At 59.5% G+C, this 15271-nt stretch carries 14 protein-coding genes; all 14 read left to right on the top strand.

All coding sequences use genetic code 11. The features are described from left to right. Positions 1-66 precede the first annotated feature (66 nt). The 14 genes from mnmA (at position 67) to nuoF (ending at position 15185) form a co-directional block, all read left to right on the top strand. Entirely contained in the window at positions 67-1188 is a 1122-nt protein-coding gene (gene mnmA / locus ACQRAX_RS20730; protein WP_412039580.1) for a tRNA 2-thiouridine(34) synthase MnmA, read from the top strand. Continuing rightward, the gene (hflD, locus tag ACQRAX_RS20725; protein ID WP_045188388.1) at positions 1188-1808 is read left to right on the top strand and encodes a high frequency lysogenization protein HflD; all 621 of its coding nucleotides are present in this window, start codon (positions 1188-1190) and stop codon (positions 1806-1808) included. The genes mnmA and hflD overlap by 1 nt, the downstream gene beginning before the upstream one ends. Before the next feature lie 176 nt (positions 1809-1984). Then, positions 1985-3355, top strand: a complete 1371-nt coding sequence (gene purB, locus ACQRAX_RS20720; protein ID WP_412039581.1) for an adenylosuccinate lyase — start codon at positions 1985-1987, stop codon at positions 3353-3355. Positions 3356-3437: 82 nt separating this feature from the next. After that, complete coding sequence (locus ACQRAX_RS20715; RefSeq protein WP_412039582.1) at positions 3438-4604, top strand: JmjC domain-containing protein; 1167 nt, start codon at positions 3438-3440, stop codon at positions 4602-4604. Further along, positions 4597-5031 carry a GNAT family N-acetyltransferase gene (locus tag ACQRAX_RS20710; RefSeq protein WP_203481529.1) on the top strand — a complete coding sequence of 145 codons (435 nt, stop codon included), beginning with the start codon at positions 4597-4599 and terminating at the stop codon, positions 5029-5031. Before ACQRAX_RS20715 ends, ACQRAX_RS20710 begins: the two co-directional genes overlap by 8 nt. A gap of 116 nt (positions 5032-5147) precedes the next feature. Next, complete coding sequence (locus ACQRAX_RS20705) at positions 5148-5912, top strand: secretin N-terminal domain-containing protein (RefSeq protein ID WP_412039583.1); 765 nt, start codon at positions 5148-5150, stop codon at positions 5910-5912. A 489-nt stretch (positions 5913-6401) separates the two neighbouring features. Next, the gene (gene aceA, locus ACQRAX_RS20700; RefSeq protein WP_045188397.1) at positions 6402-7727 is read left to right on the top strand and encodes an isocitrate lyase; all 1326 of its coding nucleotides are present in this window, start codon (positions 6402-6404) and stop codon (positions 7725-7727) included. 157 nt (positions 7728-7884) lie between these two features. Further along, positions 7885-9162 carry a hypothetical protein gene (locus ACQRAX_RS20695; protein WP_412039584.1) on the top strand — a complete coding sequence of 426 codons (1278 nt, stop codon included), beginning with the start codon at positions 7885-7887 and terminating at the stop codon, positions 9160-9162. A gap of 176 nt (positions 9163-9338) precedes the next feature. Beyond that, the gene (locus ACQRAX_RS20690; RefSeq protein ID WP_412039585.1) at positions 9339-10001 is read left to right on the top strand and encodes a lysoplasmalogenase; all 663 of its coding nucleotides are present in this window, start codon (positions 9339-9341) and stop codon (positions 9999-10001) included. A gap of 358 nt (positions 10002-10359) precedes the next feature. Further along, a complete protein-coding gene (locus tag ACQRAX_RS20685; RefSeq protein ID WP_028944238.1) occupies positions 10360-10773 on the top strand; it encodes an NADH-quinone oxidoreductase subunit A in 414 nt (137 codons plus the stop codon). Positions 10774-10783: 10 nt separating this feature from the next. Beyond that, positions 10784-11461, top strand: a complete 678-nt coding sequence (locus ACQRAX_RS20680; RefSeq protein ID WP_010220398.1) for an NADH-quinone oxidoreductase subunit B — start codon at positions 10784-10786, stop codon at positions 11459-11461. Between the two features lie 78 nt (positions 11462-11539). Then, on the top strand, positions 11540-13321 hold the full coding sequence (nuoC, locus tag ACQRAX_RS20675; protein ID WP_045188414.1) for an NADH-quinone oxidoreductase subunit C/D: 1782 nt from the start codon (positions 11540-11542) through the stop codon (positions 13319-13321). A 2-nt stretch (positions 13322-13323) separates the two neighbouring features. Further along, on the top strand, positions 13324-13821 hold the full coding sequence (nuoE, locus tag ACQRAX_RS20670) for an NADH-quinone oxidoreductase subunit NuoE (protein WP_045188416.1): 498 nt from the start codon (positions 13324-13326) through the stop codon (positions 13819-13821). Beyond that, on the top strand, positions 13818-15185 hold the full coding sequence (nuoF, locus tag ACQRAX_RS20665; protein ID WP_412039586.1) for an NADH-quinone oxidoreductase subunit NuoF: 1368 nt from the start codon (positions 13818-13820) through the stop codon (positions 15183-15185). The genes nuoE and nuoF overlap by 4 nt, the downstream gene beginning before the upstream one ends. Positions 15186-15271: the final 86 nt, after the last annotated feature.

The following is a 15271-nucleotide window of genomic DNA, read 5'->3' as shown; positions in this document are numbered from 1 at the left end:
GACGATGCCTTGCGGCCCGCAGCCTGATAGAATCGTTGTCTTTTTCCAGATACACAGCCGGTACCTATGACCAGTCCAGCACTTTACGAACCCGAAAAGACACGCGTTATCGTCGGCATGTCCGGCGGCGTGGACTCTTCCGTCTCCGCCCTCCTGCTGATCGAGCAGGGCTACCAGGTGGAAGGCCTGTTCATGAAGAACTGGGAAGAGGACGACGGCACCGAATACTGCACCGCCCGCGAAGACCTGGCCGACGCCCAGGCCGTGTGCGACCGTATCGGTATCAAACTGCACACCGCCAACTTTGCCGCCGAGTACTGGGACCACGTCTTTGAGCACTTCCTCGAAGAATACAAGGCCGGCCGCACGCCGAACCCGGACATCCTCTGCAACCGCGAAATCAAGTTCAAGGCGTTCCTCGACTACGCGCTGATGCTCGGCGCCGACCTGATCGCCACCGGCCACTACGTGCGCCGCCGTGACACTGACGGGCGCACCGAACTGCTCAAGGGCCTGGACCCGAACAAAGACCAAAGCTATTTCCTCCACGCCGTCGGTGGCGAGCAGATTGCCCGCACCCTGTTTCCGGTCGGCGAACTGGAAAAACCTGAAGTGCGTGCTATTGCCGAGAAGCACGGGCTAGCCACAGCGAAGAAGAAAGACTCCACCGGCATCTGCTTTATTGGCGAGCGCCGTTTCAGTGATTTCCTCAAACAGTACCTGCCAGCGCAGCCCGGCGAGATCCAGACCACCGACGGTGAAGTGATCGGCCGCCATCACGGCTTGATGTACCACACCATCGGCCAACGTCAGGGCCTGGGCATCGGCGGCCTCAAGGACGCCAGTGACGAGCCGTGGTACGTGCTGGAAAAAGACCTCGGCCGCAATGTCCTGGTGGTTGGCCAAGGCAATGAGCACCCGTGGCTGTTCTCCCGCGCCTTGCTGGCCTCGGAGATTTTCTGGGTCAATCCGATCGACCTCTCCAACCCGCGCCAACTGACCGCCAAAGTACGCTATCGCCAGAGCGATCAAACCTGCACCCTGGCGCGCACCGAAGGTGGCTACCGCGCAGTGTTCGACGAGCCGCAGCGTGCAGTGACACCGGGGCAGTCCGTGGTGTTCTACGACGGTGAAATCTGCCTGGGTGGCGGCGTAATCGAAACGGCCGAGCCGTGGAGCGCGCACTGATGAGCTCGATTCAAGAACAGTTGATCGCCCTTGGCGGTGTATTTCAGGCGGCGGTACTGGTTGACCGCATCGCCCGCACCGGCCAGGCCAGCGAGGCCAACCTGGGCTGTATGCTCGGCAGCCTACTGGTTCGCGACCCACAAAACACCCTGGAAGTGTTCGGCGGCGACGACCTCAACCTGCGCGACGGCTACCGCGCCCTGGCCAGCGCCCTGGAGCGTGACCCGGGCAGCCTACAGCGCGAGCCGCTGCGCTATGCCCTGTCGATGCTGGGCCTTGAGCGCCAATTGGCCAAACGTGGCGACATGCTCGATGTGATCGGCAATCGCCTGCCTCAGATCCAATCCCAGGCCGAGCATTTCGGCCTGGTGCACGAGAACGTCATCGCTTCCAGCGGCGCCCTGTACCAGGACACCTTGAGCACCCTGCGCCAGCGAATTCAGGTGCATGGCGACATGCGCCATTTGCAACAACCGAGCAATGCCTCGAAGATTCGCGCCCTGTTGCTCGCCGGCATTCGTGCTGCACGCCTGTGGCGTCAGTTGGGCGGGCATCGCTGGCAACTGGTGATCAGTCGGCGAAAATTGCTCAAAGAGCTGTATCCGATGTTGCGTGGCTGATTGCGGAGGGGGCTTAGCCCCCTTCTCCGGCAAGGCCAGCGCCTACAATAGCGCTGTATGCATCACTGTTTTTTGCTTGATCTGCTGGCATTACCTTTTGTCAGCCCCCCGACCCGCGCGCATTTTTCATGTATGATATGCGCCCTCTTCAAAGCCTGACTGTCCGAGAACACCCCATGCAGCTTTCCTCGCTCACTGCGGTTTCCCCTGTTGACGGCCGTTACGCCGGCAAAACCCAGGCCCTGCGCCCTATTTTCAGCGAATACGGCCTGATCCGTTTCCGCGCCCTGGTTGAGGTGCGCTGGTTGCAACGCCTCGCCGCTCATCCGCAAATCGCTGAAGTTCCAGCGTTTTCTGCCCAAGCCAATGCATTGCTCAATGGCCTGGCCGATGAGTTTGCTCTCGAGCACGCCGAACGCGTGAAAGAAATCGAGCGCACCACCAACCACGACGTCAAGGCTATTGAGTACCTGCTCAAGGAGCAGGCCGCCAAGCTTCCAGAGCTGGCCAAGGTCAGCGAGTTCATTCACTTCGCCTGCACCAGTGAAGACATCAACAACCTGTCCCACGCCCTGATGCTGCGCGAAGGCCGTGACAGCGTGCTGCTGCCACTGATGCGCCAGATCGCTCAGGCCATCCGCGAGCTGGCCCACCGCTTCGCCGACGTGCCGATGCTGTCGCGCACCCACGGTCAACCGGCTTCGCCGACCACCCTTGGCAAAGAGCTGGCCAACGTCGTCTACCGCCTCGAGCGCCAGATCGCTCAGGTTGCCGCCGTGCCACTGCTGGGCAAGATCAACGGCGCCGTGGGCAACTACAACGCCCACCTGTCGGCCTACCCGCAGATCGACTGGGAAGCCAACGCCCGCGCCTTCATCGAAGACGAACTGGGCCTGGTGTTCAACCCGTACACCACGCAGATCGAGCCGCACGACTACATCGCCGAGCTGTTCGACGCGATTGCCCGCTTCAACACCATCCTGATCGACTTCGATCGCGATATCTGGGGTTATATCTCCCTCGGCTACTTCAAGCAGCGCACCATTGCGGGCGAAATCGGCTCCTCGACCATGCCGCACAAGGTCAACCCGATCGACTTCGAGAACTCCGAAGGCAACCTGGGTATTGCCAACGCACTGTTCCAGCACCTGGCCAGCAAGCTGCCGATCTCGCGCTGGCAGCGTGACTTGACCGACTCCACCGTGCTGCGCAACCTGGGCGTCGGTTTCGCCCACAGCGTGATCGCCTACGAGGCGAGCCTCAAGGGCATCAGCAAGCTGGAAATCAACGAAGCGCGCATCGCCGAAGACCTAAATGCCTGCTGGGAAGTCCTGGCCGAGCCGATCCAGACGGTCATGCGTCGCTATGACATCGAGAACCCCTACGAGAAGCTCAAAGAGCTGACCCGTGGTAAAGGCATCAGCCCAGAAGCGCTGCTGACCTTCATCGATGGCCTGGACATGCCAGCCGAAGCACGCGATGAACTGAAAAAGCTGACCCCAGCTTCCTACATCGGTAACGCCGCGGCGCAAGCCAAACGCATCTGATCTGCGCCCTGCGCGAAAACGCCCGGCTCAGCCGGGCGTTTTTATTAGCGAAAGAAAATTACTTTTTTTCAATAGGTTACACATGAATCCTGATACTCCACTGCAGCTGCTGGGCGGCCTTACAGCCCGTGAATTCATGCGCGACTACTGGCAGAAGAAACCTCTGCTGGTACGCCAGGCCTTTACCGACTTCGAAAGCCCGATCGACGCCGACGAGCTGGCCGGCCTGGCCCTGGAAGAAGAAGTCGAATCGCGCTTGGTGATCGAGCACGGCGAGCGTCCTTGGGAGCTGCGCCGCGGCCCATTCGAAGAAGATACCTTCAGCACCCTGCCTGAACGTGACTGGACCTTGCTGGTGCAAGCAGTCGACCAGTTCGTGCCAGAGGTCCATGAGCTGCTGGAGCACTTCCGCTTCCTGCCAAGCTGGCGCATCGACGACGTGATGATCAGCTTTGCCGCTCCTGGCGGCAGCGTCGGTCCACACTTCGACAACTACGACGTATTCCTGCTGCAAGGCGAAGGCAAGCGCAACTGGAAGATCGGCCAGATGTGCGACAGCGACAGCCCGCTGCTCGATCATGCCGACCTGCGCATCCTGGCCGAGTTCGAGCAGAGCGAAGAGTGGACCCTGGAACCGGGCGACATGCTCTACCTGCCGCCACGCCTGGCCCACTACGGCATTGCCGAAGACAACTGCCTGACCTACTCGGTGGGCTTCCGCGCGCCAAGCGCCGCTGAAGTACTGACCCACTTCACCGATTTTCTCAGCCAGTTCCTGCCGGACGAAGAACGTTACAGCGACGCCGATGCCCAGCCGGTCAGCGATCCGCACCAGATCCAGCACGACGCCCTGGGCCGCCTGAAGAGCCTGTTGACCGAGCATATGGGCGACGAACGCCTGCTGCTGACTTGGTTCGGCCAGTTCATGACCGAGCCACGTTACCCGGAAATGGTCAGCGGCGAAGCGCTGGACGAAGCCGAGCTGATCGAAAGCCTGACCCAGGGCGCGATCCTGATTCGCAACCCAAGTGCTCGCCTGGCCTGGTCGGAAGTCGACGACAACCTGCTGCTGTTCGCCAGCGGCCAGAGCCGCCTGTTGCCGGGCGACCTGCGCGAGCTGCTGAAGCTGATCTGCGCCGCCGATGCGTTACATATCGAGAACCTTGAACAGTGGCTTGAAAGTGATCAAGGCCTTACATTGATCTGCGAACTGGTCAAACAAGGAAGCTTGGGGTTTGCCAATGAATAAAATCCGCGTTCGCCTCGCCGACTGGCACAAAGACAACGCCGACATCCGCCGCATTCGTGAAGCCGTATTCATCGCCGAACAATGCGTACCGCCGGAACTTGAGTGGGATGCCGATGACGATAGCGCCGTGCATTTTCTCGCCATGGAAGGCGATTACGCCATTGGCACCGCCCGCCTTCTGGGCGACGGTCAGATCGGCCGAGTGTCGGTGCTCAAAGACTGGCGCGGCCTGAAAGTTGGCGATGCGCTGATGCAGGCCGTCATCGTTGAAGCGCAGAATCGCGACCTCAAGCAGCAGATGCTCAGCGCCCAGGTGCAAGCTACTCCGTTCTATGAGCGCCTCGGTTTCAAAGTGGTCAGCGAAGAGTTTCTTGAAGCGGGTATTCCGCACGTGGACATGGTTCGCGAGTCGCGCGAACTGGCCTGAAGAAACAAAGCACTGTAGGAGCCGGCCTCGCCGGCGATCGCGTCGCAATTGATCGCCGGCAAGGCCGGCTCCTACACCTGCAATGCGAGCAGCAAAACCCCTGCAAATTTGCCATCATGTCCACTCCACCCGCGGAGATCATGGACATGCCGCTACGCCCCTTACTCGCCCCCCTGCTTCTGACGTTTAGCCTGAATGCGCTGGCCGCCACTGAAGTCCTGCCGCTGAACCACCGCACCAGCGCCGAACTGCTTCCCACCGCGCAATCCTTTCTCGGCAAGAACGGCACCGTGAGCGCCTTCGAGAACAAGCTTATCGTCAATGCCGACCCCGGGCGGATCGACGACCTGCGTACCCTGCTGCAACAACTGGACACCGCCCCACGGCGCCTGATGATCAGCGTCGACAACAATGACAGCAACTTCCAGGACAACCGCGGTAACGCTCGTGTGATTCGCTACGGCACCGCCAACCGCGAAGGAGGAATGCAGCAAGTGCAGGCCAGCGAAGGTAGCCCGGCGCTGATTCAGGTTGGTCAGAGTATTCCGATTACCAGCACCAGCACCGATGGCTTCGGCCGCCTGCAGAGCGACACTGAATACCGCAATGTCACCCAAGGTTTCTACGTCACCGCCAACGTCAATGGCGACAACGTGACTCTCAACATCAGCACCAACAATGACCGGATGAGCCAGGAACGTCCCGATGTAGTGAAGGTGCAAAGCACCGACACAAAAGTCAGCGGCAAGCTCGGCGAGTGGATCACCGTGGCCGGTGTCAATCAGCAGAGCCAGGCCGATCGCAGTGCTTCAGCCCTCTCCTACAGCACTCAGCGCGGTGACAACATGACTTTACGGGTAAAAGTCGACGCTTTGGACTGAACCCAGACAAATCAAGGCCTCGACCAACGGCCTCGAAACTGACCGAGGAGTCGTATTAGACCAAAGATGTAGTGGAATGAAAAAAGCACTACAAAACATTTGACGACCTCAAACCGTCGAGGCATGATGGCCCCGCTCCCGCTAATCAGAGGCCCTGGCAAGGGCCTTCGAGCCGCGCTCTAACCTACCCACCTGAGCCGACTCGTGTCTGTACAGCCCACAAGGCAGTTTGACGAGATTGCGACTGGAACGAAGTTGTCCCGAGGGACGGAAGCGCATCATGAGGCACCCGGCAGCACTGTTCACTGCAGCTCGGCAACCACGAGCCACCCTGCAGCGAAGATCTCGCCAACGCCTGCTCACTTCCCCCTTCGAGCCCCATCGTTCGACCGTCGCAACGTTCGCTGAACATGACTTACGCCAGGCTTCTGATCTGCGCTGTGTGAGCGAGATTTTTTACCCAAGACCGATGCGACGAGGTTTATTTCCATGGCACTGACACGCGAACAGCAAATTGCAGCCCTCGAAAAAGACTGGGCCGAGAACCCGCGCTGGAAAGGCGTGACCCGTACCTACACCGCCGCCGATGTCGTACGTCTGCGTGGCTCGGTCCAGCCTGAGCACACCCTGGCCCGCATGGGTGCCGAGAAGCTGTGGAAGCTGGTCACTCAGGGTGCACACCCAGCCTTCCGCCCGGAAAAAGATTTCGTCAACTGCATGGGCGCCCTGACCGGCGGCCAGGCCGTGCAACAGGTTAAAGCCGGTATCCAGGCGATCTACCTGTCCGGCTGGCAAGTGGCCGCCGACAACAACTCGGCTGAGTCCATGTACCCAGACCAGTCGCTGTACCCGGTGGATTCGGTTCCAACCGTGGTTAAGCGCATCAACAACTCGTTCCGTCGCGCCGACCAGATTCAGTGGAAAGCTGGCAAGAACCCAGGCGACGACGGCTACATCGACTACTTCGCACCCATCGTGGCAGACGCTGAAGCCGGTTTCGGCGGCGTACTGAACGCCTACGAACTGATGAAGAACATGATCGAAGCAGGCGCAGCCGGCGTTCACTTCGAAGACCAACTGGCCTCGGTGAAAAAATGCGGCCACATGGGCGGCAAGGTCCTGGTACCAACCCAGGAAGCCGTACAGAAGCTCAGCGCTGCCCGTCTGGCCGCTGACGTTGCCGGCGTACCGACCATCATCCTGGCCCGTACCGATGCCAACGCCGCTGACCTGCTGACCAGCGACTGCGACCCATACGACCAGCCGTTCGTGATTGGCGAGCGTACCCAGGAAGGTTTCTACAAGGTACGTGCTGGCCTCGACCAAGCGATTGCCCGCGGCCTGGCCTACGCCCCTTACGCCGACCTGATCTGGTGCGAAACCGCCAAGCCGGACCTGGACGAAGCCCGCCGCTTCGCCGAAGCGATCAAGAAGGAATACCCGGACCAGATCCTGTCCTACAACTGCTCGCCTTCTTTCAACTGGAAGAAGAACCTGGACGACGCGACCATCGCCAAGTTCCAGCGCGAACTGTCGGCCATGGGCTACAAGCACCAGTTCATCACCCTGGCTGGTATCCACAACATGTGGCACGGCATGTTCAACCTGGCGCACGACTACGCCCGCAACGACATGACCGCCTACGTGAAACTGCAGGAACAAGAGTTCGCTGACGCTTCAAAAGGCTACACCTTCGTTGCCCACCAGCAAGAAGTTGGCACCGGCTACTTCGACGACATGACCACCGTGATCCAGGGTGGCAAGTCTTCGGTAACCGCACTGACCGGCTCGACCGAAGAAGAGCAGTTCCACTGATCCATTAGCACGTAGTAAAAGCCGGAGCCCCAGAGGCTCCGGCTTTTTTTGCACTTACGATAGGCGCTGGTCACAACGAAGGCACCTATCATTTTTACCAGTTTCGCCCTTATCACCTGCATGCGACCCTGCCTGGAATTCAAACAGGAGAGGCCTCATGTCGCATCCAACAGCTCCCGGACAACTGGACCCAAGCTTTGCCAATCAAGGCCGATTCTCCCATGAGGAGTACGACCACCTAGGCCCAATTGCGGTGGTAAGTTCGAGCCAACAGATTCTGATCACCTCAGCCCCTAGGCGTGAGCTAGAGATCACCATCCTGCGCCTGAATCCGGATGGAAGCCTGGACCAAAATTTTGGAGCAAAAGGTATCAGCAAAGTGACCTATGAAGGCGCGCTGCGGGTATTCCTTACTGCCATCACCGTCGATGAAAGCCAGCGTATTTTCCTTCTCGGGGATTACAACGTTGGTCCTGACCAATACCACCCCTTTGTCTTACGCCTGCATGCCGACGGCCGCCCAGACACTGGCTTTGGTGAACATGGCAGACCTTACAGGGTCTACAACATGATTGATGGACGCTCACCTCGGCCCACTCCTGCAGCCACAGACATAAATTCACGCAAGACAGGCCTCGCCAGCAATGCACCACAACAGGCGCACATCGAGGGTGACACCCTGTATTTCTCGTCTCGAGATCACATTGTGGCCATTAATCTCAATGGCGAATTGCAACTGCGCTTCAACCAAACGGGTTACTGGAAAGCCCGGCACTCAGAGCAAGAGGGCTTACTCGGAGGGCTCGCACCGAGCAACGGCAAGCTGATCGCTGCAGTGGCTCCACTGCCCACAGATGATTATCAGGACCATACCTACGTACTGCGCCTGGATCAGGACGGCAATGTCGACACCGGTTTTGCAGAGAACGGCTACCTTCGAATTACCACCAAAGGCCATACGTTACTCCCCAAGCAACTCAAGGCCAGCGCTTCAGGTGCTCACTTCACATTGCTGTGCGCCACAGACATCAACTTCGTAAACGAGGGCACCGCCTTGGCAAGCTTCACCTCAGCCGGGCAGCTCAACAACCAGTTCAACGACGGGCTACCATTGATTCTGAATAAACCAGAGGGCCACATGGCAAGCCCTACTGGCCTCGGAATCTGGCAACTCCCAGAAAAAGAGGAGAAACTCTACTTATCCCTCGACTATCTGGATGAAGAGGATCGAGCTTACTTCAAGACAGTCCGCCTCAACGCCAACGGCACTGCAGACAACACCTATGGCGAGGACGGCTGGGCAACGCTACCTGGCCCCGCCGGATTGGCTAGCGAATTGGCCTGCCAACACGACGGCAAGCTGTTGGTTGCGGCCAACATTCGCTTACCAGAGGACCCGAAAAACGGGCTCTACGTAGTCCGCCTATTGGCGTGACCATTGCGCTCTTATTGATGCAGTTCGGGTTTTGATTTACCAAAACTATCGCGGGGCAAGCCGCATTCGTCACAACACCCGTGGCAGCAGGCTTGCCCCTCGATTCGGCCGATTCGGCACTTTTTTATAACTCCCCATTGGCTATGCTAGGCGCACAACAACACCAAGGATTGGCCATGCTCCGCCCCGTTACTCTGCTCTGCCTGGCGCTACTGGGCGCAGCCTTCTATATATATGCCCTCGCTAGCGCAAATCCGCTGCTCGGCCTTGCAGTAAAGCCAATCCCGGTACTGGCCCTGATCGCCTGGCTCTGCGCCGCCGAACCCTCCCACTACCGGCGCTGGATCATGATCGGCCTGGGCTTTTCACTGCTGGGCGATATCCTTTTGGCAGTACCGGGTGATCTGTTCGTGTTTGGCTTGGCGGCCTTCCTCTGTGCCCACCTGGCCTACCTGCGCGGCTATGTAAGCGAAACGCGACAACCGGCGATCTGGGCCCTGGCCATTTCGCTGATGGTTGGCGCGGCATTGCTGGCCTTGCTGATCAGCCATGGCCTCGGTGAGCTGCTGATCCCGGTAACGGTGTACGCCCTGGCCATCAGCGCCATGCTCTGGCGCGCCCTGGCCTGTGGCGGGATTGCCGCGCTGGGCGCCATCGCGTTCGTGTTTTCCGACAGCCTGATCGGTATCGACCGCTTTGTCGGGCATTTCCAGGCAGCCCCTTACCTGATCATCCTTGCCTATTGGCTAGGCCAGTGGGCGATTGCCGCTTCGGTGTATACCAACCGCCCGGCAAAAACCTTGATCCAGAGCGCGGCACACCCGAATAAATTCAGTTAAAACACAAGGTGTGCAAACTTACAGGTGATGCGTATGCCGACCAACTTTGTAGTTGACCCTAACAGTAGGACGAATCGCACTCCGTTAAATGATATTAATTATCATTACGAAATTACTGCTTCATTACGTTTTGCAAGAAACATAATTAACAAAACCCGAGACAATGCCCGCCCCATGCGGCCTGCAGCGAGTTACGAAAGATTTTTGTTCTTAATCCTACGAATAAATTTGCTGCAGAAATTTTACTTGCACCGGGTTTACCCATAAAATCAGCACGATAGATTGCGCTGCGACATATCGTCACTGCTCCACTACTTTCCAAACCGCAGAGACTGGTCTCTGTATAAGGATTTTCAGCATGCCCGATTCGACAGGACTCATCGCCCACAACTGGGGCTTTGCCATTTTCCTTTTGGGTGTCGTCGGCCTCTGTGCCTTCATGCTCGGCCTGTCCGCCCTGCTCGGTAGCAAGGCCTGGGGCCGTAGCAAGAACGAACCCTTCGAGTCCGGCATGCTGCCTACTGGCGGCGCCCGCTTGCGCTTGTCAGCCAAATTCTATCTGGTCGCGATGTTGTTCGTGATCTTCGATATCGAAGCCCTCTTTCTCTTTGCCTGGTCTGTGTCCGTCCGCGAAAGCGGCTGGACCGGATTCGTCGAAGCTCTCGTTTTCATAGCAATTCTGTTGGCAGGCCTTGTCTACCTATTCCGAGTGGGCGCCCTTGACTGGGCTCCGGAAGCTCGTCGTAAGCGGCAAGCGAAGCTGAAACAATGAGGCTTTGGCAATGCAATACAATCTCACCAGAATCGACCCGGATGCTCCCAACGAGCAATATCCAATCGGAGAGCGGGAAACCGTCTCCGATTCGCTGCTAGAGGACCAGGTCCACAAGAACATCTTCATGGGCAAGCTTGAAGATGTGCTCAGTGGCGCGGTCAACTGGGGACGTAAGAACTCCCTGTGGCCGTACAACTTCGGCCTCTCCTGCTGCTATGTGGAAATGACCACGGCCTTCACGGCGCCCCACGACATCGCCCGCTTCGGCGCCGAAGTTATCCGGGCATCGCCGCGTCAGGCCGACTTCATGGTTATCGCCGGCACCTGCTTCATCAAGATGGCGCCGATCATTCAACGCCTGTACGAGCAGATGCTCGAACCCAAGTGGGTTATTTCCATGGGTTCGTGTGCCAACTCCGGCGGCATGTACGACATTTACTCGGTCGTTCAGGGGGTCGACAAGTTCCTCCCCGTGGATGTCTATGTCCCTGGTTGCCCGCCTCGCCCTGAAGCCTTCCTGCAAGGCTTGATGCTGTTGCAGGAGTCGATTGGCCAGGAGCGTCGTCCTCTTTCCTGGGTTGTCGGCGATCAAGGCATTTACCGTGCCGAGATGCCGTCGCAGAAAGAGCAACGCCGTGAACAGCGCATCCAGGTCACCAACCTGCGCAGCCCCGACGAAGTCTGATCCAGCTATCAGTTGCCTGCGCGTGCGCGACAGGCAGCCTGGCTTCATTCTCTACGTTGACCGAAAGCGACCGAGACCATGACAGCGGACACCGCTATTTATATCCCGCCTTACAAGGCTGACGACCAGGATGTGGTTGTCGAACTGAACAACAAATTTGGCCCCGAGGCGTTCGTCGCCCAGGAAACCCGCACCGGCATGCCGGTGCTTTGGGTTACCCGTGCCAAACTCAAAGATGTTCTGACCTTCCTGCGCAACGTCGCCAAACCGTACAGCATGCTCTATGACCTGCACGGTGTGGACGAACGTCTGCGCACCCAGCGCCGCGGCCTGCCAGGTGCTGACTTCAGCGTGTTCTACCACCTGCTCTCGGTGGAACGGAACAGCGACGTGATGATCAAGGTGGCCTTGAGCGAAGGCGACCTGAACCTGCCGACCGTGACCGGTATCTGGCCGAACGCCAACTGGTACGAGCGCGAAGTCTGGGACATGTTCGGCATCGACTTTGCCGGCCACCCGCACCTGACGCGGATCATGATGCCGCCGACCTGGGAAGGTCACCCGCTGCGCAAGGACTACCCGGCACGCGCCACCGAATTCGATCCGTACAGCCTGACCCTGGCCAAGCAGCAGCTTGAGGAAGAAGCCGCACGCTTCAACCCGGAAGCCTGGGGCATGAAGCGTTCTGGCGCCAACGAGGACTACATGTTCCTCAACCTTGGCCCGAACCACCCTTCGGCCCACGGTGCCTTCCGTATCGTCCTGCAGCTGGACGGCGAAGAAATCGTCGACTGTGTGCCAGACATCGGTTACCACCACCGTGGTGCCGAGAAGATGGCCGAGCGTCAGTCCTGGCACAGCTTCATTCCTTACACCGACCGTATCGACTACCTCGGCGGGGTAATGAACAACCTGCCGTACGTGCTCGCGGTCGAGAAGCTGGCCGGCATCCAGGTGCCGCAGAAAGTCGACGTGATTCGTATCATGCTCGCCGAGTTCTTCCGCATCACCAGCCACCTGCTGTTCCTGGGTACTTACATCCAGGACGTCGGCGCCATGACTCCGGTGTTCTTCACCTTCACCGACCGCCAGCGTGCCTACACCGTGATCGAGGCCATTACCGGTTTCCGTCTGCACCCGGCCTGGTACCGCATCGGTGGTGTCGCCCACGACCTGCCACGTGGCTGGGACAAACTGGTGAAAGACTTCGTTGAATGGCTGCCAAAGCGCCTCGACGAATACACCAAAGCCGCCCTGCAGAACAGCATCCTCAAAGGCCGGACCATCGGCGTTGCCCAGTACAACACCAAAGAGGCCCTGGAATGGGGCGTCACCGGTGCTGGCCTGCGTTCCACCGGTCTGGACTTCGACCTGCGCAAAGCCCGCCCTTACTCCGGCTACGAGAACTTCGAGTTCGAAGTACCGCTGGCCCACAACGGCGATGCCTACGATCGCTGCATGGTCCGTGTCGAAGAGATGCGCCAGAGTATCCGCATCATCGACCAGTGCCTGCGCAACATGCCGGAAGGCCCGTACAAGGCGGATCACCCGCTGACCACGCCGCCACCGAAAGAGCGCACCCTGCAGCACATCGAAACCCTGATCACTCACTTCCTGCAAGTGTCGTGGGGCCCGGTCATGCCGGCCAACGAGTCCTTTCAGATGATCGAGGCGACCAAGGGCATCAACAGTTACTACCTGACGAGCGACGGCGGCACCATGAGCTACCGCACCCGGATTCGTACCCCGAGCTACCCGCACCTGCAGCAGATCCCTTCGGTGATCCGCGGCAGCATGGTCGCGGACCTCATTGCGTACCTGGGCAGTATCGACTTCGTTATGGCTGACGTGGACCGCTAAGCATGAACAACACGCTTATCCAAACCGACCGTTTCGCCCTGAGTGAAACCGAGCGCTCGGCCATCGAGCACGAGATGCATCACTACGAGGACCCGCGTGCGGCGTCTATCGAAGCCCTGAAGATCGTTCAGAAGGAGCGCGGCTGGGTGCCGGATGGCGCCATCTATGCCATCGGCGAAGTGCTTGGCATCCCTGCCAGCGACGTTGAAGGTGTGGCCACCTTCTATAGTCAGATCTTCCGTCAGCCGGTTGGCCGGCACATCATCCGCGTCTGCGACAGCATGGTCTGCTACATCGGCGGCCACGAGTCCGTGGTCAGCCAGATCCAGAGCGAGTTGGGCATTGGCCTGGGCCAGACCACTGCGGACGGGCGCTTCACCCTGCTGCCGGTATGCTGCCTGGGTAACTGCGACAAGGCCCCGGCACTGATGATCGACGACGACACCTTTGGCGATGTCCAGCCTGCTGGCGTCTCCAAGCTGCTTGAGGGTTATGTATGACCATCACTTCCTTCGGTCCAGCCAACCGCATTGCCCGCAGCGCCGAGACCCATCCGCTGACCTGGCGACTGCGTGACGACGGCGAGCCGCTCTGGCTTGACGAGTACCAGGCCAAGGACGGCTACACCGCCGCCCGCAAGGCCCTGGCGCAGATGTCCCAGGACGATATCGTTCAGACCGTAAAAGACTCCGGCCTCAAAGGCCGTGGCGGTGCTGGCTTCCCAACAGGCGTCAAATGGGGCCTGATGCCCAAAGACGAATCCATGAACATCCGCTACCTGCTGTGCAACGCGGATGAAATGGAGCCCAACACCTGGAAAGACCGCATGCTGATGGAGCAACAGCCCCATCTGCTGATCGAAGGTATGCTGATCAGCGCCCGTGCCCTGAAGGCCTACCGCGGCTATATCTTCCTGCGTGGCGAATACACCACCGCAGCGCGCAACCTCAACCGAGCGGTCGAGGAAGCCAAAGCGGCAGGCCTGCTGGGCAAAAACATCCTCGGCAGCGGTTTCGACTTCGAGCTGTTCGTCCACACCGGTGCCGGTCGCTACATCTGCGGTGAAGAAACCGCACTGATCAACTCCCTCGAAGGTCGCCGCGCCAACCCGCGCTCCAAGCCGCCCTTCCCTGCCGCCGTTGGCGTCTGGGGCAAGCCAACATGCGTGAACAACGTCGAGACCCTGTGCAACGTGCCGGCAATCGTCGGCAACGGCATCGACTGGTACAAGTCGCTGGCCCGCGAAGGTTCTGAAGACCACGGTACCAAGCTCATGGGCTTCTCCGGCAAGGTCAAGAACCCTGGCCTGTGGGAACTGCCCTTCGGCGTCAGCGCCCGCGAGCTGTTTGAAGACTACGCCGGTGGCATGCGCGATGGCTTCAAGCTCAAGTGCTGGCAGCCTGGCGGCGCCGGTACCGGTTTCCTCCTGCCCGAGCACCTGGACGCGCAAATGTACGCCGGTGGCATCGCCAAGGTCGGCACCCGTATGGGTACTGGCCTGGCCATGGCCGTTGACGACAGCGTCAACATGGTCTCGCTGCTGCGCAACATGGAAGAGTTCTTTGCCCGTGAATCCTGTGGCTTCTGCACCCCGTGCCGCGACGGCCTGCCGTGGAGCGTCAAGCTCCTGCGCGCCCTCGAGAAAGGCCAGGGCCAGCAGGGCGACATCGAGACCCTGCTGGGTCTGGTCGGTTTCCTCGGCCCAGGCAAGACTTTCTGTGCGCATGCACCGGGTGCGGTAGAGCCGCTGGGCAGCGCGATCAAGTACTTCCGCCCAGAGTTCGAGGCTGGCATCGCTTCGGTTGCACCTGCAACTGCTGCCCTGCGCCCGGACCTGGCGAAGCCGATCGTCGTCGGCGCATAGCGAATAAAAATGCGGACGGTCCGTGCCGTCCGCTGCTTGCCAGCTCGCCCGGGGACACCTGTAGCGGGCTGCAGGCACACAGATTT

It is taken from the genome of Pseudomonas sp. UM16 (assembly GCF_050312595.1).
GTDB lineage: Bacteria > Pseudomonadota > Gammaproteobacteria > Pseudomonadales > Pseudomonadaceae > Aquipseudomonas.
The sequence above is the reverse complement of the archived record's forward strand: the minus strand, read 5'-3'. Positions and strand labels throughout refer to the sequence as shown.